The organism is Mesoflavibacter zeaxanthinifaciens subsp. sabulilitoris, assembly GCF_014191595.1.
Lineage (GTDB): Bacteria > Bacteroidota > Bacteroidia > Flavobacteriales > Flavobacteriaceae > Mesoflavibacter > Mesoflavibacter zeaxanthinifaciens.
Genome location: NZ_JACHWV010000008.1, coordinates 128,739 through 150,383 on the forward strand (window position 1 = coordinate 128,739; position 21,645 = coordinate 150,383).

A 21,645-nucleotide genomic window follows, 5' to 3' on the forward strand; every position below is an offset into this window, starting at 1 on the left:
CTATAATTATTCATTTTTATATCCATGAAGGAAAAATCCCTCTATTTTCTTCATTTTAATTAAACTAAGTTATGTGTATAATTTAAAGTAATGGTTTATCGCTACCATTATTTAATTATCACTGTGTGAATGAAATGAAGGGACTACTCGTCTTATTTTTAATGTTTTTTGTAGGGTCCATATGTTTTTCGCAAAACGAAGAACTGGATAGTCTTACAATACAATTAGCTTACCAAAACCCTGACACATCAAAGGTTAATACGTCTATTAGTATTATTAAACTTTTGTTTGAAAATAAGGATTTTAGTAAAGCCAGCAAGTTTATACAACAAAGTGAAAGATTAGCTAATGACCTTGATTACAAACAAGGTTTAGCTAAAATTATATATTACAAAGCTAAAATCTATCAAGCAGAAGGTAAAAAGACTAGAGCTATAAACACCTTAAAAAATGCTCGTTTATTATTTTCTAAAACAAAAGACACACTTGCTGTAGCAAAAGTAAACAGTAATTTAGGTGTTTTAGAAATAGAAAATGGTAACTACAAAGAAGGATTATCTTATGCACTTTCTTCTATCAATGAGCTTGAAAAAAGAAACCGTTTTGACGACTTATCTTCTATCTATAAAAGTTTAGCTAATGCTTACAAAACTTCTGGTGATTTAGATAAAGCTATAACTTATAACCTAAAACGTCTTAATGCAGATAACCAAAGTAATAACACAAAAAGGTTAGTAGAGACAAATAAAGATTTAGGTAATATTTATTCTACTAAAAAGAATTACACACAAGCTATTAGTTATTATGAAAGTGCTTTAGGTTATGCCAATTCTACAGATACAGCTTTAAGAGCTAGTATTTTACCATATTTAGGTAATGCTTATCTAAAAAAAGAAGATTACAAAACATCTGCCAAATATTTAGTAGAAGCTATTAAGTTAAATCGCGAAGTAGATAATAAGAAAGAAATGGCTATTGCCCTAAATGCTTTAGGGGAATTAAATCTTGTTCAAAATAGATTAAAAACTGCAGAAGAACAATTATTAGAAGCTGCCAATATAAGCAGAATTGCTAATAATGACGAAGTACTAATGGAAAACTACAGGTTAATGAAAACCTTAGATTCTATTAAAGGAAATTTTGAAAGTGCTTTTGTATGGCAAAGTCACTACCATAAATTAAAAGAACAAATAGATAGCCAACAAGTAAAAGTTACGCCTTTAATTATTGAAGAGCCAGAACAAGCTTTAAATAAAGACCTTACATTAATCCCTGACACTAAAGAAGATACTACTAATTCTGTAAGCAAAGATAAGTTTGATAAATTCAAACTTATCTTTTATGCTTTATTAGCTGCATTTGCTGTACTACTTACATTTTTTGTATTGTTTTTAATGAAACGTAATAACAAATTAAAGTATACTAGAGAGCTTGAAGCTAAAAACAAAAAGATAGAGCTTCAAAATGAAGCTATTTTAGAACAAAGCAAGCATCTAGAAAACATCAATAAAGTTAAAGACAAACTATTTTCTATTGTATCCCATGACCTAAAAGACTCCTTAACCTCTACAAAAGGCTTTATAGACTTATTAAAAGATGGACAACTAAGTCAAGATGAATTTCATAGTCTTTTACCAGAATTAAGTGAAAATGCAAATAATGCGTCTTTACTATTGTTTAATTTACTTAACTGGTCTAAGTCACAAATGCAATCTTTAGAACCAAAACCTAGTTTGTTTGATATCCAAGAAGTTTTTGCAGACAAAGTAAAACTTATTGAAAGAAAGCTTGATGCTAAAGGAATACATCTAATAGATAATACTCTTAGAGATTTTATTTATGCAGATAGAAGCATGGTAGAAATAGTTATACAAAACCTTTTAGCTAACGCAGTAAAATTCTGTAATAGAGGAGATAGTATTTCTATTTCTAATCAAATTAGCAATGGTAAGTGTATTATTAGTGTTGCAGACACAGGTGTTGGTATTAAAAAAGAAGACGTAAGCAAAATTTTTGGCAATAATACCTTTACCACACGTGGTACTAATAAAGAAAAAGGAACAGGTTTAGGACTAACAATATGTAAAGAGTTAGTCGAGTTAAATAAAGGATCTATTTGGGTAGAAAGTACAGTAAATGTTGGAAGCACTTTTTATGTAGAACTACCAAAAAATAAAGTTGAAAATCCTGGTGAGACATGAACTACACCTTCGGTAGAAATACCTCAGCCATCATACACCTCGCGCTTCCGCCACCACAAGTCTCTATAGTTTCTAAACTACTTGATAGTATTGGGCAATGTGCTTCAATCATTTTAATTTGTTCTGGCGTTAAACTGTCGTGAGCAGATTGACTCATTACTAAATATAACTTGTCATCATCACCTTTCACTTGAAGCATGTTTCCTGCAAATTCATGCATTTGGCCTTCAGTAATTTTTATAATTTGTTTACCGTCTGCTTCTAAGTGTTTAACTACATTTTTACGTTCTTTTTTATCATCTATTGTATCTAAACAGATAACAGCAAATGTTTCTGCTAAACACATCATTACGTTAGTATGATATATTGGCAAACGTTTACCATCTACGGTTTGATTAGCCGTAAACACTATTGGTGTAAATTCAAAATCTTCACAGAACTCTACAAACAAACTTTCGTCTGCTCTTGGAGACAATGCACAGTAAGCCTTTCTGTTTGTTCGATCTAATAACAAACTTCCTGTACCTTCTAAAAATACATCTTCGTCTTCAGCTTCTGTATAGTCAATAAAATTATTGATTTTAAAACCTTCTTTTTCTAAACGTAAAAATATTTCTTCCCTTCTTTCTCTTCTTCTATTTTCGGCAAACATTGGATATAAAGCGACATCTCCATTTTCATGAAAACTCACCCAGTTATTAGGGAATATAGAATCTGGTGTATCTTGTTTAATATCATCATCTTCTACAATTACATTTACACCAACATTTCTTAATTTTTCTACAAACGCATCAAACTCTTCTTGTGCTTTAGCATTTACCTCAGCATTTTTTAAATCTATTTCTTCTTGAAAATAGTTATTTACTGCTGTTTGCTCATTCATCCTAAAATTTACTGGACGAATCATTAAAATGGTGTTAGTTGTTTGCTTCATATTGTTTAGAAAATGATTTTAAATTGAGCGCAAAATTATGATTTTTAAAAGATATTAATTGCCGTTTTAACTAATTATTTCCACTTAATATTACAACCCATTGATGGTAACTGATTTTTTAATGGTGTATCATTATTTAAGGTTGCGTTGATAGCTGCTATTAAATCTTTACCTGTCAAAGGTTTATCGTTTCCTGGTCTGCTATCATCTAATCGTCCATGATAAGTAGATTTTAAATCTTTGTCAAAAACATAAAAATCTGGTGTACATGCTGCATCATAAGCTTTTGCTACATCTTGTATTGGGTCATATAAATAAGGAAATGGATATTTATTTTCTGCAGCAACTTCTTTCATTTTATCAGGAGCGTCTTGTGGGTAATTTTCAACATCATTACTACTAATGGCAATAAAATTAACGCCTTGACTTTTAAATTGGTTAGCTAACTCTACAAGCTTACTATTTACATGAATTACAAAAGGACAATGATTACAAATAAACATAATTACTGTTGCTTGTTTTCCTTTTAATTGCTGTAAGTTAAAAGTTTTACCCGTAACTGAATCTTCTAAAGAAAACTCTGGTGCAATTGTATGTAAAGGAAAAGGGTTTGAAGGTGTTAACGCCATGATTTTGTTAATTTTTTATATATTTTTCAATAATTTATTTTGAACTTTAAATTATATTACTTTTCTTAGATAAAGATTAATGTTTTCCCTAACATTCTAATTGATTAATAGCACATATGAAGTTTTCCCTCTTTCTATTGCTTTTTATGACACTTTCTGTTGTAAAAGCGCAAGACATGTCTGATACGTCTAAGTTTTTAAAAGTGACTAGATACAGACTTAAACCAACCGAATTAGCATTACATAAAGATATTAATTCTGATAACGTTTACCTAAAGATTTATAAAAATCACAAAGGAAGTATTATAGAAGATTATAAGTTTTTTAAACCTAAAAAAAATGAAATACTTTTCTTTTATGGTGTTAATAAAGAAACTAATAAAACAGAAATGTTTTTTAAAATTCATAACAACTTAAAAGAGGCTTACAAAAACAAAGAGTTTGAAAAGCTAATAAAAATTGTAAAAATCTTACAGTATAATATCTTTTATAAGGATAATTTTTCTAGTGCAGATGCATATGCAGCTTTAGAGCGCATCTAATTTTTAAGGTGTCGAGTTTGATACTTGCAACATTTTACCGTTATAATATTTTTGTCCGTTTAAAGAAAAGTCAGCTATATAATCTGCCATTTCTTTAGCTGTTGTTGGTGCAATGTATCCTGGGAAAGCCTCTTCTAGCATCTCAGTTTGTACAGCGCCTAAAGCCAATACATTAAAACTTGGTCCAGTTTCTTTAAACTCTTCAGCTAATAATTCGGTTAAAGTAATAACAGCGCCTTTACTAGAACTGTAAGCAGCTAATCCAGGAAACTTCATACTACCTTGTACTCCTCCCATAGAACTTACTGTAACCACATGACTTTCTTTTGCCATAAAAGGAATTACGACTCTTGTCATTTCGGCTACACCAAAAACATTAGTTTTATACACGTATTCAAAATCAGATATAGATGTTTCTACAAAAGGTTTGTTTAACAAAGCTCCAGCATTATTAATAAGTACATCAACTTGTTGCCAATTGGCTTTTATAAAATCTTCAACTTTATGATAATCGTCTTCTTTACCTAAATCAAAAGAAAACGAAGTAACATTTTGCAAATTAAGATCAATAACTGGCTGCTTATTTCTTGATAATGCTAATACATTACAACCTTTTTGCGCAAAGATTTGAACTAATTCAAAACCAATTCCGCGACTTGTCCCTGTTATTATTATGTTTTTCATCTCAATTATTTTGGATTATAAATTTAAAAAAACCTGTTTCAAATAAGATGAAACAGGTTTTTATTTTATTTAGTTTTCGCTTACGCGGAAATTTAAACTAGCATTGTTACAGGGTTTTCTATATATCCTTTTAATGTTTGAAGGAATTGCGCTCCTGTAGCACCATCTACTGTTCTGTGGTCACACGCTAAAGTTAATTTCATTGTGTTACCAGGTACAATCTGACCGTTTTTAACAACAGGTTTTTGTACGATTGCTCCAACAGATAGAATTGCAGAATTAGGCTGATTAATGATAGACGTAAAGCTTTCTATTCCAAACATACCTAAGTTAGAAATGGTGAATGTGCTTCCTTCCATCTCATCTAAACTTAATTTTTTGTTTCTAGCTCTACCTGCAAAATCTTTTACTGCAGCTCCAATTTGAGGCAAAGATTGCTCGTTAGCAAACTTTACAACTGGTACTAGTAAACCATCTTCTACAGCTACTGCAACACCAATGTGTACATGATTGTTTAATTTCATCTTATCGTCAAACCACTGAGAGTTTACTTGTGGATGTTGTTTTAATGCCAATGCACAAGCCTTTACAACCATGTCATTAAATGAAATTTTTGTATCTGGTAAAGAGTTGTATTGTGTACGGAATGCTATTGCATTATCCATATCAAACTCTACATTTAAATAGTAATGCGGTGCAGTAAACTTAGATTTAGCCAAGTTTTTAGCAATTGCTTTACGCATTTGGCTGTTTGGCACTTCATCAAAATCTTCTTGACCTGAAGGTACAAACTTACCAACTTGAGCAGATTGTGCTGCTGGAGTAAAGTTTTCTATATCACGCTTTACAATACGACCGTTTTCTCCAGAACCTTTAATTTGAGATAAGTTAATTCCTTTTTCGTCTGCCATTTTCTTAGCTAATGGCGACACAAAAATGCGTCCTCCAGAAGCTGTTTGAGTTGGCTGAGCAACAGGTTTAGATTCTGTTTTAGTGTCTTGTTTTGGCGTTTCTTTTTTAGGCTCTGTTTTAGACTCTTTTTTAGGAGCTTCTTCTTTTTTAGCTGATGCATCTCCGCCAGCTTTGAAGTTTTTAGCAACACCAGAAACATCTGTTCCTTCTGGTCCTAAAATAGCTAATAAAGCATCTACTTTTGCAGATTGTCCTTCTTCTAAACCAATGTGTAATAACGTACCTGATTGAAACGACTCAAACTCCATCGTCGCTTTATCAGTTTCGATTTCTGCTAAGATATCTCCTTCTTCTACTGCATCACCAACTTTTTTAAGCCAAGTTGCAACAGTACCTTCTTCCATTGTATCACTTAAGCGAGGCATTGTTACTACTGTAACGCCTTCTGGTAATTCTTCTGAACTACTTTCAGATGAATTATCTTCAGAAGTGTCTTCTTTATCATCTGTATTTTCTTCTGACTTCTCTTCTTCTTTTGTTGAAGATTTACCGTCTAAAAGGCTTGAAATATCTTCACCTTCTTCTCCTATAATTGCTAAAAGCTCGTCTACTTTAGTAGTTTCTCCTTCTTGAACACCAATATGTAATAATGTCCCTTCGTAAAAAGACTCAAACTCCATTGTTGCTTTATCGGTTTCAATTTCTGCTAAAATATCACCTTCTTCAACTTTATCACCTACTTTTTTTAACCAAGTTGCGACAGTTCCTTCTTCCATGGTGTCACTCAAACGAGGCATATTTATTACTTCTGCCATAGCTTATAATTTGTGTTGTATAAATGGGTAATCTTCTTGTTCGTATACAGAATCGTACATTACATTCTTTTCTGGGAATGGAGACTCTTCTGCAAATTTCTCACATTCTGAAACTAATTTTTTTACGCGCTTATCAATCTGCTTAATCTCTTCTTCTGTAGCGTATTTTTCTTCTAAAATAATATCTTTTACTTGCGTAATAGGATCTATTTTCTTGTATTCTTCTACTTCTTCTTTTGTACGATAGTGTTGTGCATCTGACATAGAGTGACCTCTATATCTGTAAGTTTTAACCTCTAAAAATGTTGGTCCGCCACCTTTTCTTGCACGTTGGATAGCTTCGTCAAAAGCTTCTGCAACTTTAATTGGATTCATACCGTCTACTGGTCCACAAGGCATTTCGTAACCTAAACCTAACTTCCATATGTCTGTATGGTTGGCGGTACGCTCTACAGATGTACCCATAGCGTAACCATTGTTTTCACAAACGAAAACTACTGGCAACTTCCATAACATAGCTAAGTTAAAAGACTCGTGTAATGATCCTTGTCTTGCAGCACCATCACCAAAACAGCAAATTGTTACCGCATCGCTATCGTGATATTTATCACCAAAAGCAATACCTGCTCCTAAAGGTATTTGTCCTCCAACAATACCGTGACCACCGTAAAAACGGTGTTCTTTAGAAAAAATATGCATTGAACCACCTAAACCTTGAGATGTACCAGTTGCTTTACCATAAAGCTCTGCCATTACTCTTTTAGGGTCTACACCCATTCCTATAGGTTGCACGTGATTACGATAAGCAGTAATCATCTTGTCTTTAGTTAAGTCCATAGCATGTAATGCTCCTGCTAATACTGCTTCTTGACCGTTGTAAAGGTGTAGAAAACCTCTAACTTTTTGTTGAATGTAAACTGCTGCTAGTTTGTCTTCAAACTTTCTCCAAAACAGCATGTCTTCATACCATTTTAAATACGTTTCTTTAGTTATTTTTTGCATTGGTGACGTTTATAGTTTTACCGATTAACAAAAGTAACACTTTAGTTAGTAATGAAAAAACTGAAAATAATAAAAAATTAACGAAATCGTTATAGGTAGCTTTTATCAAAACCTAATGGTAAAAGATTTGCTAAAGAGTTAGACCTTACTACTTTTCCTGATTCTCCCATAAAATAAATTTCTATTGGATGGTTTTGTTTGTTTTCATACTCTGATATAGCTTGCCTACAAGCTCCACATGGAGGTATAGGTGTTATTGTAGTATGTATTTTTGAACTTGCAGAAATAGCCATTTTTATTATTTTTTCTTCAGGATATTTAGCTCCTGCAAAATAAATTGCCGTACGTTCTGCACATAATCCTGAAGGATATGAAGCGTTTTCTTGATTGCTACCTGTTATTATTTCTTTGTTTTCTAATAGCAAAGCAGCGCCTACATTAAATTTAGAATATGGTGCATAAGCTTTTTCTCTGGCACTTATTGCTTGTTCCATTAAATCTTGAACTTCTTTTGGTGTATCATTTAAATGATCATATACCTGCAAAGTTGTTTCTATTTTCACTTCTTTCATATTAATAAAGATACTAAACAATTATAGACAAAAAAACTATTGCTTTCACAATAGTTTTTTTTAACGTCTTTTTAATATTTTCTAATATTCATCGTATTCTCCAGCTCCAAGATTAAAGGTTAAAGAAAACCTTAATGTTCCTTCTAAAGGACTTGGCACTTTTGATGATGAAAATAAGTACGACATATCTAAGTTTAACACGTTGTATTTAAATCCTGCTCCTAAAGCAAAAAACTTACGTGCACCTTTAGTTTCGTGCTCATTAAAATATCCTGCTCTTAGTGAGAATGCATCTTGATAAACATATTCTGCTCCTAAAGCGTAGGTAAATTCTTGTAACTCTTCTTTAAAACCTCCTGGTGCATCACCAAAAGATTGAAAAATCCCTGATAAAAATGGCACATCGTTATCTTGACCTGCTATAATGTAGTTAGCGTCATCACTTACTAGCTCATCTGCATCTGCTTGATAACCTGGTTCTCCGTTGTTATCTATATATTCTAATCTTCTACCTCTTTGCGGTGGTGTTGGCACTAATAATTTTGATACTTCTGCTGTAACAGCTAATTTGTTATATTCATCAAATATGAAATCAAATCCTCCTCCTAATCTTAAGTTGGTTGGCTGAAAGTTTTCTACACCTGCTTCGTCATACTTAAATTTAGGTCCGATATTTTGGATAGCAAATCCACCACGCCAGCGACCATTAAAATCACTGTAAGCTTCTTCTTCACTTTGATAAAAACCTGAAATATCTACGCCAAATGTACTTGCTGCCGAGTTATCATTATTACCAGTATTTAGCTTTAAATCTGATCTTAAATAACGCATTGTAACTGCCATACCAAATTGGTCGCTTAATCTAAGTCCGTATGATAAATCGACAGTAAACTCATTAGGTCTTTGTATTAATGCTTCAGAAAATTCATCTTCAACAAATTCTATATCTCCTAAAGAAAAATATTTAAAACTTGCAGCAAAAGCACTATTTTCATTTATTCTATTAAAGTATGTTACATTTCCTAAGAAAATATCATTAACCAACTTACTTAGATATGGTGTGTAACTTATTGCTACTCCTGATTTATCTTCTGAAAAAACATATTTTGAAGCATTCCATTGCTGAGAAAAAGCGTCTACAGATGTAGCTACACCCATGTCTCCTAGTGATGCAGCACGTGCATCTGGTGCTATTAATAAAAAAGGTACTCCTGTAGTAATTACTCTACTATCTTGATAAGGAGATATCTCTACTACATTTTCTTGTGCTAGTCCATAAAAAGATGTTAATAACACCAGCACCATTAAAAATCTATTTTTCATATATATAATTTGTTAGCAAATATAATTTATTATTATAGTATTACAAGTTTCTCTATTTTCTCTGTGGTTTTATTTGTTGAAGGCGAATGTACTTTTAGTTTATAAATATAAGTTCCTTTTCCTATTTTTTGACCAAAATCGTCACGTCCGTCCCAAATAATATCTCTTGAAGTTCCTGCTGCAGAGCCACCACAACATGAACCACCGTTTGCTCCTGTTGTCCCGTTAAGTGTTCTCACCAATTTACCTGATATTGTAAATATCTGGACTGAAATGTTTAATGCTTCTGAGCTATTATGACTAAACCAAAACTCTGTATAATTTACAAAAGGGTTTGGATAGTTTAAGACGTTTGTTAAAACTAAATTTTCATTTTCTTCATGCACTACAAATTGTATCTCGGTAGTAGAAGAATTATTGTATACATCCCATGCTTTTAGTGATAAGGTGTGTAAGCCTGGCTCTAAATTTCTTAATGGATAAGTTAATGACCCTTTAGTATAATTGTCTACATCTGCAGTGTAGTAATCATTTAACACAAATGGGTTAACCTCATCACCATCTAAAATCGCAACTATATCATGCCCGATACCACTTGCTGTATTAATACCGTTTTCATCTTCTAATTTTGCTAAGATCATTGGTGACTCGTTAGTAATTCCTCCAGAAACAAAAGTTTCATCATTCATATATAATTGGATTGTTGGTGGTAAATTATCTTCTGCTGCATCTGGATTTATACCTCCAATTTGTAGTGTATTAATACTAGCGCCTGTTTTGTCTTCTAAGGAGTCTTCTTTTACAGCATAAAAACTAACTTTACCATATCCTACAGGAATACCAATATCTTTAGGAACGATAAAATCGAACTCAAATTGCCCATTGGTAACAGAAGCCTGACCTCTAAACACTAATGCTCCTAAAGTGGTAAAATCTAAATAAATAGTACCATTATTATTTGTTGTATTATCGTTAGCTAAGGTTTGTCTTTCAATTTCTTTATCATAGATTGTTGCTGTTAAAGTACCATTATAGTCTGTTAACACATTTCCATTAACATCTGTTACCTCTCCAGAAAGCTTAGCATAACTTAACGCTTGTAAAACATCTGTGTTTTGGTCTACTGGAACATCATTTATTTTTGTTAGCCTTATATTAGGCTGAGGAAATGCTAACTTTAATGCAGGATCACCGATAAAAAACGCTAGACTTTTTTGAGATGATGTAAATGATGGATCATTTTTTGCTAATCTTAAAGCTTCTGCAGCACTAGGATATTCATGATCGTCATAAGTATCTTGATCACTAAAAGAAAATAAATATTCTTTTAATATTTCATTAAAATCTCTTCCTACAGTTACAAATATTTGTCTAGTAGTGGTTATTAAACCTATTGCTCCTGCATCTTTATTCCAATAAATTAATTCTCCTGCAGTTTCCCTTAAAGGGTTGTCAAATCTTGTAAATTCACAAGTTACAGTAATAAACAGATTTAATTTACACTCGTTATTTAATGCTTGTACGTCTGGTTTTTGCATGATACGCTCTTTTGCTAAACCATCTTCTCCTCCATGTCCAAAATAATCTACAACTAAAGCTCCTTTTTCTACTGCATTTGCTATCGCAACATTTACTTCTGGATATCTATCTCCTCCAGCAGAAGCCACTTGTTGATAAGCATCTGAATGAATTTTTGTTACATTTATATAAGGTTTATTTAAAGACACTTCATTAGCTATTTGATCTGTTGTCTCTTGCAGAGTTGCTTCCCATTGTTCATCCACATCATCTGATATGACTACAAAGTTATTTCTCCAACCACCTAACGCATCTTTAGAGTGATAAGTAACAATTTTATCTACCATATCTTTTGCTAATTGTGGAGAATCTGCTACGATACGACCTATTGCAACATCTAATTTATTTGCACTGTTATAAGCATCTAAGTTTCCTTCTCCTAAATCTAAATACCCATAAAAGTCATCTGAAATAAAAGAGTTAGAAAGATTAAAACTACTGTAAGCATTCCATGTTGGAAAATTATATGTGTTTGATGAAATTCTTCCTTTGTAATCAAATGATGAGTCTCCAAAAAGACACAGGTATTTAAGTTTATTTTCTGGTGAACTTGCATTATCATAAACGTATTTTACAAAGTTTCTTATAGATGCAATATCTGGGTTTCCTGTAGCAAATTCTTTATAAATAGAGCCAAGCGTTACAACCTTTACATTTAACCCATATTTTTCACGATTAATTTGAGCCAAACGATTAGCTTGTCCTAAATGAGAAGTTGTTGTTAGTATTAAATAATCAATATCCTGAAAATTTCCGTTGTTATCTAAAAAAATTGAGCCTTTTAAATTTTGATTACCAACTATAGCGTTTTGTGGTATTGTAGGTATGTAATAGTCTTGAGAGGTTACTGCTACAAATTTATTCTCTACACCTAAATTTGTATTAAAATTTAATGTAGCGTTTCCTTCATTTACAATTGAAGATACGTTATATAAATCTGTAATATTCCAAACTTCTTGAACTTGACTTGCATTTGATAAAGTGTAAGATGCTACACCAGTTCCTTGAAAAGCTAATCGGTTAAAGAATTTAAATTGATCACCAATAAAATCTAAATCTCTTACTGCTTCTACACCTATATAATCTAAATATCCATTTGCACTTGGATTACCTTGGTTATTATAATTTAAACCAACATTGATCATATTTGAACTTACATTAATATTTTGAGTAAGACTACCGCCTGTAGCATAAACACCATCTGAAGAATTTGCGCTAGAATGATTAATACTACCTATTTGAGTACCATTAACACTAACTCCAAAAGTTGTACTATTAGATGCGGTAGATGCGGTATGCACTCTAACATTTACTGGTTCTGTAACAACTAAATTTGGGAAATCAAAGCTAAAGTTTTGAGAGTTTTCTACATTAAATTCTTCTCCAAACCATCTTCGCCCTACAAAAACAAGATTTCTTTCGTCTACTTCATGGAATTTATAGTCATGAAAAGTAGTAAATGATGCACTAACACTTCCTGTTGGTTGTATGTAATTCTGTATACGTTTTCCATTGCCAGAGCTTATGCTTATATAGTAAACCGTTTTATCGGTATAAGGATTTATATTAGTATTAACACTTGTATTATACACATCTGCAGATGGTCCTTGAGCATAAAATAATATATAATCAGAATCATTAAAAACACCATCCGTTTCTCCAACTACTTTAATAGCGTTTTCAATTGGATCAAAAGGAAAATTTGCTACGTTATTGTAAGGCATCATCATTCCGCCATAACCATATATCTTTATATTCCTTGGGTCTACGTTATCTACATTAACTCCTAGTTGACTTAAAAAAGATTTATTTAAAATATAGACTCCAGATTTTTGGACTTCAAACTTATACCAGCTTCCGTTTGCTAATACTGAGTTAGTGACAGAAAAAGAACTTGAGCTTCTAAAAGAATTTGAATTACTAGTAGTATAATTAATAGTAAAAGACTTCACCCTTTTTATACGGTTTCCTTCTTTAACAAAGGTTTTAAGCCTAAATACAGCATAGCTATCTTTTCTCCCTCTTGCATTTTTTAAAGAATATTCTAAGGTAGAAGGAATTGAAGAGAGTTTTAATCCCTTTAGCTCTTCTCTAGTTACTGTTTGATAGGTTACATTAGATAGGTTTACAGAATTTTCATTAACTGGTATTGATGTTTTCCATTCGTTAGAATAAATAACACCATTATCTAAATCAAAATTAAAATTTTCTTCAGGTAAAAATGCTGAAACAACAACCGAAAAGCCATCTGCTTTAAGTGTTTTGTACGAATCCCAATTTAAGGTTACACTTTTCTGCTGAGAAAAAAGTGGCAAAACAAATAGTACAGCAAGTACAATTAAAATCTTTTTCATTGCAATAATAACGTCTAATTTTATATGATATTATTTAATTCTTAATAATTTCATAAAACAGTTTCAAAATTACAATAATAAAATTGAAATAAACACGTTATAGTGACTGAAAACAACGATAAAACTCATACAAAACATCGTTGTAAAGTAAATAAATAGGATTAAGTGCAGTATTTTTTTTATTCAAAAAAGCTAAAATCTCTTGTAGTGTTGGGTATAATTCTTATATTGCGTCCTCTTAAAAACATTTTTATTCTAAACGCATGAATATGAAAAAAGTATTTTTATCAAGGTTATGTCTAGTTTTAGCAGTATCTCTAACCTTGGTAGGTTGTAAAAGATCTGGTGGTGGCTCAAACACTTCAAGAGCTACAGGATGGGACATTAACTCAAAAGATGGTGGTTTTCAATATAACACCAAATTTAAAGAGCAAGAAACAGCTCCAGGATTAGTTTTTGTTGAAGGAGGAACTTTTACAATGGGTAGAGTCCAAGACGATGTTATGCATGACTGGAACAATACTCCTACACAACAACACGTTCAGTCTTTTTACATGGATGAAACTGAGGTAACTAACAAAATGTACCTTGAGTATTTAGATTGGATTAAAAGAACATATCCACCAGAAGAAGAAAACTTTAGAGCAATATATAACGGTGTTTTACCAGATACATTAGTATGGAGAAACCGTTTAGGATATAATGAAGTTATGACAGAAAACTATTTACGTCACCCAGGTTATGGAGAATACCCTGTAGTTGGTGTAAGTTGGATACAAGCTGTCGAATTTGCTAACTGGAGAACTGATCGTGTTAACGAATTACAACTTCAAGAAAACGGATACTTAAAACAAGGTAGCGAATTAGAAGCAACTGCAGACGCTAACTTTAGCACAGATACATATATTAATAGTCCAACACAAACTTACGGAGGAAACGAAGATGTTTTAAGAGGTGGAAAATTAAAAGCTCAAACAAATGCAGCAGGAGAAGAAATTAATGTTTATGCGTCTAGAGAAACAGGATTAATTTCTCCTAAATACAGACTTCCTACTGAAGCAGAATGGGAATATGCAGCTTTAGGCTTATCTGAAGTAAGAAGTTATAATGTATATAGAGGTCGTAAAAAATATCCTTGGGATGGACAATATACAAGATCAGGAAAACGTAAGATTAGAGGTGATCAATTAGCTAACTTTAAACAAGGTAAAGGTGACTACGGTGGTATCGCAGGATGGTCTGATGATGGCGCAGATATTACTGCTCAAGTAAAATCTTACGATCCAAATGATTTTGGTTTATACGACATGGCAGGAAACGTTGCAGAATGGGTTGCTGATGTTTACAGACCTATAGTAGATGACGAATTTAATGACTTTAACTATTACAGAGGTAACGTTTATACTAAAAACGTTATCACAGAAGAAGGTACTGTAAAAGTTGTAACTACTGATGAAATTGTTTTTGATACACTTCCAAATGGAGATGTAATTGCAAGAGATCTACCTGGTGAAATTGCAACACAACCAGTTGATGAAAAAGAAACATACTTACGTACAAACTTTGATAGAAGTGATAACAGAAACTTTAGAGATGGAGATGTTCAATCTTCAAGATACTACACAGACTTTGATGAAGAAGAAGGTGAAGCTTCTACAGATGAGTTTACAAGAAAAATGTACAACTCACCTAAACACAACATCGAAGTAGATTCTGCAGGAAACTTTATTAGAGAATACGACAAATCAGATAGACGTACCTCTTTAATAAACGACGAAGTAAGAGTTTATAAAGGTGGATCTTGGAAAGACAGAGAGTACTGGTTAGACCCAGCACAAAGACGTTACTATCCTCAAAACATGGCAACAGACTATATTGGTTTTAGATGTGCTATGTCAAGAGTTGGATCTAAATCAAAAGGTAACCGCAAGACAAAAAACTAATTCAATAAATATTTGAATAAATTAAAAGTCCTAACAAATTTGTTAGGACTTTTTTTATACTTTTATTTTATGACAATAGAACAAATACATAATAAATTTTTGAACTGTACAGGTGTATGTACAGACACAAGAAAAATATTTAAAGACTGTTTATTTATTGCTTTAAGCGGCGATAATTTTAACGGCAATACTTTTGCTAAACAAGCACTAGAAAAAGGCGCTAAATATGCTATAATTGATCAAGAAGGATATATTATAGATAATAAAACTATTTGCGTAAAAAACGCACTAGAAACTTTACAAAAATTAGCAAACTATCATAGAAAACATTTAGACTTACCCATTATAGCCTTAACTGGAAGTAACGGAAAAACAACAACTAAAGAATTAATTAATGCCGTACTTTCTAAAAAATATAGAACTGTAGCTACTATAGGTAACCTAAATAATCATATTGGTGTACCTCTTACACTACTTTCTATACATAAAGATACCGAAATAGGTATAGTAGAAATGGGTGCGAATCATCAAAAAGAAATTCAGTTTTTATGCAAAATAGCTGAGCCTGATTACGGATACATAACAAACTTCGGAAAAGCACACCTAGAAGGGTTTGGAGGTGTTGAAGGAATCATAAAAGGTAAAAGCGAATTATATGATCACTTAATTGAAAATAATAAAGACATATTCATGAATGGTGATGATAAAATTCAGCAACAAAAATTAAAAGACTATAAAAAAACAATATGTTTCTCTTCATCAAAAGAAGAATGTGATTATCAAATAGAATTTAAAGAAGTAAACCCATTTGTAGCTTTCTCTTTTGACAATACAATAATTGAATCAAAATTAATAGGCACATATAACTTTACAAATCTTTGTGCTGCAACAACAATAGGCAAACACTTTAAAGTATCAACAGATGATATTAAATCTGCTATTGAAAGTTACGTACCTACCAATAATAGATCACAAATAATACAAAAAGGGAACAACCAAATAATAATGGATGCTTACAATGCAAATCCTTCTAGTATGGAAGTTGCATTAGATAATTTAAATAAGCTTTCTGATAAGCGTAAAATAGCTATTTTAGGTGATATGTTTGAATTAGGAAATGATGCAGCAATAGAACATCAAAAAATAGCTGACTTGGTTACAAAACTAAATCTTGATAAAATTTATCTTATCGGAGAAAACTTTAATAAAGTATCTAGTAAAAACTATAAAATCGAAATATTTTCTTCTTTTGATAATTTCAAATTAAACTTTAAAGAAATTAGTAACTCAACTATACTAATAAAAGGATCTAGAGGTATGGCTCTAGAAAGAGTTTTAGAATTATTATAAAATAAAAAAGGTCTTCAAAAGAAGACCTTTTTTTGTGGGCGCGAAGGGATTCGAACCCCTGACCCCTTGGGTGTAAACCAAGTGCTCTGAACCAACTGAGCTACGCGCCCTTCGTAATTGGATTGCAAATATAGACTAGTTTTTGAATATGCAAAAACTTTTTTGAAAAAATTTTTAAAAAATTTCTGCCACAACAAAAGTACTTCCTCCAATATAAATCACATCATCATCACTTGCTTTGCTTATTGCTTTATCAACAGCTTCTTTTACAGAGAGATATGATTCCCCAACAAAACCTTCACCCAAAAATTGATCTCTTAAAATATTTTGATCCAAACCTCTTGGAACATCAGGTTTACAAAAATAAAATGTGGCTTTTTTAGGTAAAAGACTAAAAACTTGACTTAAATTTTTATCATTTACTACTCCAAAAACAATATGAAGATTATCAAATTGTTCTTTTTGCAATTGTGTCATAGTTATACTCAACCCTTCTTTATTATGTGCTGTATCACAAATAATCTTAGGTTTTGTTTGTAATATTTGCCAACGTCCTTTTAATCCAGTATTTTTTACTACATTTAAAAGTCCGTTTTTTATATTTAAATCTGAAATTTTATATTTTTTCTGCTGAAGAATTTTAAGTGTCTTCAAAACACCTTTAATATTTTTCTTCTGATAATCTCCAAGCAAATCAGTTGAATACTTCGCTTTAATTATTTGATCTGCAAAATATATTTTTGAGTTATTTTTATTAGCTACTTCTTCAAAAACAGGTTTAGTTTCATTATGGGTTTCACTAATTACTACAGGAACATTAGATTTAATGATACCTGCTTTTTCTGAGGCTATTAATGGTAACGTTTCTCCAAGAAACTGTGTGTGATCATAACCAATATTAGTAATTAATGAAACTTCTGGAATGATAATGTTTGTTGAATCTAATCTTCCTCCTAAACCAACTTCTATTATAGCAATGTCTACTTTTTGTTTTACAAAGTAGTCATACGCCATACCAACGGTCATTTCAAAAAAAGATAATGGATTTGATTTAAAAAAAGATTTATTTCTTTTAATAAAACCGATTACAAATTGCTTGCTTACTTCTACTCCATTTATTTTAATTCGCTCTCTAAAATCTTTTAAATGAGGTGACGTATACAAACCTACTTTATAGCCTGCTTCTTGTAAAACAGATGCTAACATATGACTGCTAGATCCTTTACCATTAGTACCAGCTACATGTATAGATTTAAATTTATGTTGTGGATTATTTAAGTGATTAGCTAACAACAATGTGTTAGTCAAATCTTTTTTGAATGCTGTTTTACCTTGCTTTTGGTACATTGGAAGTTGAGTAAACATCCAATTAACAGTCTCTTTATAAGTCATTAGTTTGCCTTAAAGTTTATACTCACAAAACCTATTTGACGTGTTGGTGCATTATAATCAGAATCCCATTTATGAGACAGAGCAATTTTTTTGGCTGTATCTAATAAACATTGTGATGTGTTTTCTGAACCTTTTATACCCGGCACCGCTTTAATAACCTCTCCTTTTTGGTTAACTTGAATTTCAACCACAACTAATCCATATTCTTCACAAGGTTGTTCATATATCTTCTTGGTTGGCTTACCTCTTCCTTTTAGGCCATATCCAACACCACCACTTCCAGTACCAGGAGCTCCAAAATAAACTCTTGCATAAGGATCTCCATTTAATTGTCCTTTATCTCCTGCTTGGTTGTCATTACCTTCACTACCGCTAGATTCACCATTAGAGTTATTAAGTCCGCCCATCATAGCATCTAGTTTTGCTTTCTTTTTTGCTTCTTCTTGACGCTTTTTCTCTTCTGCTGCAGCCTTTTCTTTGGCTTTTCTTTCGGCTTCTGCTTTTGCCTTAGCTTCTGCTTCTTTCTGTTTTTTTATTGCTATTGCCTCTTCAGACTCTTGAGTAATCACTTCTTCTGAAGTTTCGTTTGTAGATGCTGCAGCTTCTTCCTGAGTTTCTTCTTGTGCTTGTTCCTCTTGTGGTTGCTTATTAATGTTTAAATCTTCAGATTTTACTGGTTTATCTGGTTGCACATTACCACTACCTACTGCAGAGTTACCGAAATTAACAGAAACACCATACTCTATTGGCGGATCCATATATTGAGGTCCGACTACAAATAGTAATAGCAATAAAATCAGTACAATTAGTGCTGTTATTTTTGCTGAATTACGTTCGTGTTTGGTGTTTAAATATTTCATTTAAAAATTACTTCGACTTAACTGCTAAAGTAGATTTTATCTTATTGCGGTTGGCTATATCCATAATATAAACCACATGTTTCATCTCTACATCTTGATCCGATCGTATAGTGATACTAGGCGAATCTGACTGACCAACTTTTGCTAAAACTTCTGCTTCTAAATTATCTTTAGACACTTTTTTCATGTCTACATAATAATTTACATCCTTATCTACGCTTACAGAAACATTTTTTGTTTGCGTCGTTTTACTAGAAGACTTTGGCAATAGTAAATCTATAGCTTCTGCTGAAACTAATGTGGATGCAATCATGAAAAAGATAAGCAATAAGAAAACAATGTCGGTCATTGACGACATGTTAAATTCTGGTGTTACTTTATTTCTTCCTCTTAATCGCATATTAACTAGGTTCGTTTAATAAGTCTAAAAACTCTAGTGAATTAGCTTCCATTTGATACACTACTTTGTCTGTTTTAACCACTAAATGGTTATAGGCAATGTAGGCAACAATACCAACTATTAAACCTGCAACAGTTGTTGTCATTGCTGTGTATAAACCATCTGCCAATGTTTTAATATCTATTGATCCGCCTGAATTAGCTATTTCAAATATGGATAAAATCATTCCTATTACCGTACCAAGAAAACCAATCATTGGTGCTGCACCAGATATAGTTGCTAAAACGCTTACGTTTTTTTCTAGATTATAAATTTCTAATCTTCCTGCGTTTTCTATTGCTGTATTGATATCTTCTAAAGGCTTACCAATTCTTGAAACTCCTTTACTAATTAATCTTGATACTGGCGAATTAACTGTAGAACACAAATTTTGTGCAGAGTCGATTTTTCCGTTACTAACGTAATCTTTAATTTGATTCATAAAATTAGCATCTATTTTAGAAGCTTCTTTTATGGTTAGCATACGTTCAAAATAAATGTATAAGGTGAAGATTAACATCAAAATTAAAACTGCTATAATAATCATACCTGCTGTACCACCAGAGGTAATTAGTTCTATTATAGATAAAGTTTTTTCAACTGATTCTCCATCTTGTAAAACTTCAGAAGCTTCTTGAGCAGTGTCTTGAATTAAATTGCTTATCATATTTAAATTTTAAGTACCTATATGTAACGTTTCAATTTAGAATTTCGTCTATTAAAATAAAGTTCTTGTCCAGAAAAAGGTTAAAGCACCAGCTAAGAAACCGATTAAAGCTAACCAAGCTATCTTTTTTAAGTACCAGAAAAAGTCAATTTTTTCCATACCCATTGCTACAACTCCTGCTGCAGAACCAATAATTAACATACTTCCTCCAGTTCCGGCAGAGTATGCTATAAAGTGCCAAAGCTCGTTATCCATAGGCTCTGAGAACATTCCTAAACTTGCTGCAACTAACGGAACGTTATCAATAACTGCAGATCCAATACCTAGTAATAAAATTACTAAATCAGAAACACCTTCTCCGTGTAATTCTGTTCCAATCATTGGCACTCCTTCTTTTAAAGTAGTTGCAAACCCAAATAATATTCCTAAAGATTCTAACGCAGCTACTGCCATTAATATTCCTAAAAAGAATAAAATACTTGGCAACTCAATCTTTGATAAAGAGCTGTGTACAGGACTATGATGTGCATGAGAGTCACTTTCTGTATGATCCACTTCTGCTAAACTAAATTTAGAAGAACTATAGATTTCTGCAAAAACCGCTACTACACCAAGAGCAAACATCATACCTACATATGGAGGTAAATGTGTTACTGTTTTAAAAATTGGAACAAAAACAATAGCTCCTAAACCAAGGTATAACATTGTAGAACTAAATCTACTTTTTGGTTTATCATCTGCACTATCATCTTGTTCTAATTGACCTTGAAATGATGGTAAAAATGAAGCTATAAAAGTTGGTACAACCATACAAACTAAAGATGGTAATAATAAATAGCCTACTAAGTGACCAACAGACACTTTATTTGCAATCCAAAGCATAGTTGTTGTTACGTCTCCAATTGGTGACCAAGCACCACCAGCGTTTGCGGCAATAATAATAATACCTGCATACCAAATACGTACGTTTCTATCTTTTACTATTTTTTGTAAAATAGAAATTAAAACTATGGTTGCTGTAAGGTTATCTATTATAGCAGAAAGTATAAAAGCTAAAATAGAAAATATCCAAAGTATGTTTTTTTTCTTTTTAGTTTTTATAAATGTTTTGATTGTAGAAAAGCCATCAAAATAATCTATAATTTCTACAATTGTCATTGCTCCTAATAAGAACACTAAAATCTCGGCTGTTTTACCAAGATGATGTAATAATGTTTCTTCCATTAAGTGCATTTTACTATCATGCGCCATAGACGTAAAACCATCTACTAAACCATGATTTGCAGAGTCAAACCATTGAGGGAAAGCATCAATACCCAAAGAAATTAATGCCCAACTTATAGCCATCATAACTAAAGCTGGTATAAGTTTATCTATTTTTAAATTATGCTCTAAAGTAATTGCTAAATAACCAATTACAAATACAATAATAATTACTGATTCCATGT

The 21,645-nt window shown here is 31.9% G+C and carries 17 protein-coding genes and 1 tRNA gene; 4 read left to right on the forward strand and 14 right to left on the reverse strand.

The genetic code is table 11. The annotated features are described in order from the left end of the window. The first annotated feature begins 134 nt into the window (after positions 1–134). The gene (locus FHS04_RS13020; protein WP_106678806.1) at positions 135–2,201 is read left to right on the forward strand and encodes a tetratricopeptide repeat-containing sensor histidine kinase; all 2,067 of its coding nucleotides are present in this window, start codon (positions 135–137) and stop codon (positions 2,199–2,201) included. 1 nt (position 2,202) lies between these two features. Here the strand turns inward: FHS04_RS13020 and ctlX are convergent, their stop codons facing one another. Next, positions 2,203–3,135, reverse strand: a complete 933-nt coding sequence (gene ctlX / locus FHS04_RS13025; protein WP_106678804.1) for a citrulline utilization hydrolase CtlX — start codon at positions 3,133–3,135, stop codon at positions 2,203–2,205. A 74-nt stretch (positions 3,136–3,209) separates the two neighbouring features. Then, entirely contained in the window at positions 3,210–3,764 is a 555-nt protein-coding gene (locus tag FHS04_RS13030; protein WP_106678802.1) for a thioredoxin family protein, read from the reverse strand. A gap of 116 nt (positions 3,765–3,880) precedes the next feature. Here FHS04_RS13030 and FHS04_RS13035 point away from each other — a divergent pair, with 116 nt between their 5' ends. Beyond that, positions 3,881–4,306: a hypothetical protein gene (locus FHS04_RS13035; RefSeq protein WP_146131305.1), complete on the forward strand. Its 426-nt coding sequence runs from the start codon at positions 3,881–3,883 to the stop codon at positions 4,304–4,306. 3 nt (positions 4,307–4,309) lie between these two features. Here the strand turns inward: FHS04_RS13035 and FHS04_RS13040 are convergent, their stop codons facing one another. From FHS04_RS13040 to porU, 6 genes are all read right to left on the reverse strand, one after another. Then, positions 4,310–4,990 (reverse strand): SDR family NAD(P)-dependent oxidoreductase, encoded by a 681-nt coding sequence (locus FHS04_RS13040; RefSeq protein ID WP_106678798.1) that lies wholly within the window; start codon positions 4,988–4,990, stop codon positions 4,310–4,312. 92 nt (positions 4,991–5,082) lie between these two features. Then, on the reverse strand, positions 5,083–6,717 hold the full coding sequence (locus tag FHS04_RS13045; protein WP_106678796.1) for a pyruvate dehydrogenase complex dihydrolipoamide acetyltransferase: 1,635 nt from the start codon (positions 6,715–6,717) through the stop codon (positions 5,083–5,085). Positions 6,718–6,720: 3 nt separating this feature from the next. Beyond that, a complete protein-coding gene (pdhA, locus tag FHS04_RS13050) occupies positions 6,721–7,719 on the reverse strand; it encodes a pyruvate dehydrogenase (acetyl-transferring) E1 component subunit alpha (RefSeq protein ID WP_027880340.1) in 999 nt (332 codons plus the stop codon). 89 nt (positions 7,720–7,808) lie between these two features. Then, the gene (gene cdd / locus FHS04_RS13055; RefSeq protein ID WP_106678794.1) at positions 7,809–8,291 is read right to left on the reverse strand and encodes a cytidine deaminase; all 483 of its coding nucleotides are present in this window, start codon (positions 8,289–8,291) and stop codon (positions 7,809–7,811) included. A gap of 81 nt (positions 8,292–8,372) precedes the next feature. After that, positions 8,373–9,614, reverse strand: a complete 1,242-nt coding sequence (porV, locus tag FHS04_RS13060; RefSeq protein WP_027880338.1) for a type IX secretion system outer membrane channel protein PorV — start codon at positions 9,612–9,614, stop codon at positions 8,373–8,375. 32 nt (positions 9,615–9,646) lie between these two features. Beyond that, positions 9,647–13,546 (reverse strand): type IX secretion system sortase PorU, encoded by a 3,900-nt coding sequence (gene porU / locus FHS04_RS13065; RefSeq protein ID WP_106678792.1) that lies wholly within the window; start codon positions 13,544–13,546, stop codon positions 9,647–9,649. A gap of 263 nt (positions 13,547–13,809) precedes the next feature. Between porU and gldJ the strand changes: the two genes are divergently transcribed. Then, entirely contained in the window at positions 13,810–15,489 is a 1,680-nt protein-coding gene (gene gldJ, locus FHS04_RS13070) for a gliding motility lipoprotein GldJ (protein WP_027880336.1), read from the forward strand. Between the two features lie 69 nt (positions 15,490–15,558). Then, on the forward strand, positions 15,559–16,839 hold the full coding sequence (locus FHS04_RS13075) for a UDP-N-acetylmuramoyl-tripeptide--D-alanyl-D-alanine ligase (RefSeq protein ID WP_106678790.1): 1,281 nt from the start codon (positions 15,559–15,561) through the stop codon (positions 16,837–16,839). A 35-nt stretch (positions 16,840–16,874) separates the two neighbouring features. Here FHS04_RS13075 and FHS04_RS13080 read toward each other — a convergent pair. From FHS04_RS13080 to nhaD, 6 genes are all read right to left on the reverse strand, one after another. Further along, positions 16,875–16,949 (reverse strand) — tRNA-Val (locus tag FHS04_RS13080). Positions 16,950–17,013: 64 nt separating this feature from the next. Next, positions 17,014–18,231 carry a bifunctional folylpolyglutamate synthase/dihydrofolate synthase gene (locus tag FHS04_RS13085; RefSeq protein WP_106678788.1) on the reverse strand — a complete coding sequence of 406 codons (1,218 nt, stop codon included), beginning with the start codon at positions 18,229–18,231 and terminating at the stop codon, positions 17,014–17,016. Next, positions 18,231–19,091: an energy transducer TonB gene (locus FHS04_RS13090; protein WP_106678786.1), complete on the reverse strand. Its 861-nt coding sequence runs from the start codon at positions 19,089–19,091 to the stop codon at positions 18,231–18,233. The genes FHS04_RS13085 and FHS04_RS13090 overlap by 1 nt, the downstream gene beginning before the upstream one ends. Positions 19,092–19,098: 7 nt before the next feature. After that, positions 19,099–19,491 carry an ExbD/TolR family protein gene (locus FHS04_RS13095; RefSeq protein ID WP_027880332.1) on the reverse strand — a complete coding sequence of 131 codons (393 nt, stop codon included), beginning with the start codon at positions 19,489–19,491 and terminating at the stop codon, positions 19,099–19,101. A 1-nt stretch (position 19,492) separates the two neighbouring features. Continuing rightward, positions 19,493–20,197, reverse strand: a complete 705-nt coding sequence (locus FHS04_RS13100) for a MotA/TolQ/ExbB proton channel family protein (RefSeq protein ID WP_106678784.1) — start codon at positions 20,195–20,197, stop codon at positions 19,493–19,495. Positions 20,198–20,248: 51 nt separating this feature from the next. Next, on the reverse strand, positions 20,249–21,643 hold the full coding sequence (gene nhaD / locus FHS04_RS13105; RefSeq protein WP_106678782.1) for a sodium:proton antiporter NhaD: 1,395 nt from the start codon (positions 21,641–21,643) through the stop codon (positions 20,249–20,251). Positions 21,644–21,645: the final 2 nt, after the last annotated feature.

Excerpts from the sequence above, each read along its gene's own strand:
- FHS04_RS13020 (WP_106678806.1), top strand. The coding sequence starts at position 135 with ATGAAGGGACTACTCGTCTTATTTTTAATGTTTTTTGTAGGGTCCATA.
- ctlX (WP_106678804.1), bottom strand. The coding sequence starts at position 3,135 with ATGAAGCAAACAACTAACACCATTTTAATGATTCGTCCAGTAAATTTT.
- FHS04_RS13030 (WP_106678802.1), bottom strand. The coding sequence starts at position 3,764 with ATGGCGTTAACACCTTCAAACCCTTTTCCTTTACATACAATTGCACCA.
- FHS04_RS13035 (WP_146131305.1), top strand. The coding sequence starts at position 3,881 with ATGAAGTTTTCCCTCTTTCTATTGCTTTTTATGACACTTTCTGTTGTA.
- FHS04_RS13040 (WP_106678798.1), bottom strand. The coding sequence starts at position 4,990 with ATGAAAAACATAATAATAACAGGGACAAGTCGCGGAATTGGTTTTGAA.
- FHS04_RS13045 (WP_106678796.1), bottom strand. The coding sequence starts at position 6,717 with ATGGCAGAAGTAATAAATATGCCTCGTTTGAGTGACACCATGGAAGAA.
- pdhA (WP_027880340.1), bottom strand. The coding sequence starts at position 7,719 with ATGCAAAAAATAACTAAAGAAACGTATTTAAAATGGTATGAAGACATG.
- cdd (WP_106678794.1), bottom strand. The coding sequence starts at position 8,291 with ATGAAAGAAGTGAAAATAGAAACAACTTTGCAGGTATATGATCATTTA.
- porV (WP_027880338.1), bottom strand. The coding sequence starts at position 9,614 with ATGAAAAATAGATTTTTAATGGTGCTGGTGTTATTAACATCTTTTTAT.
- porU (WP_106678792.1), bottom strand. The coding sequence starts at position 13,546 with ATGAAAAAGATTTTAATTGTACTTGCTGTACTATTTGTTTTGCCACTT.
- gldJ (WP_027880336.1), top strand. The coding sequence starts at position 13,810 with ATGAATATGAAAAAAGTATTTTTATCAAGGTTATGTCTAGTTTTAGCA.
- FHS04_RS13075 (WP_106678790.1), top strand. The coding sequence starts at position 15,559 with ATGACAATAGAACAAATACATAATAAATTTTTGAACTGTACAGGTGTA.
- FHS04_RS13085 (WP_106678788.1), bottom strand. The coding sequence starts at position 18,231 with ATGACTTATAAAGAGACTGTTAATTGGATGTTTACTCAACTTCCAATG.
- FHS04_RS13090 (WP_106678786.1), bottom strand. The coding sequence starts at position 19,091 with ATGAAATATTTAAACACCAAACACGAACGTAATTCAGCAAAAATAACA.
- FHS04_RS13095 (WP_027880332.1), bottom strand. The coding sequence starts at position 19,491 with ATGCGATTAAGAGGAAGAAATAAAGTAACACCAGAATTTAACATGTCG.
- FHS04_RS13100 (WP_106678784.1), bottom strand. The coding sequence starts at position 20,197 with ATGATAAGCAATTTAATTCAAGACACTGCTCAAGAAGCTTCTGAAGTT.
- nhaD (WP_106678782.1), bottom strand. The coding sequence starts at position 21,643 with ATGGAATCAGTAATTATTATTGTATTTGTAATTGGTTATTTAGCAATT.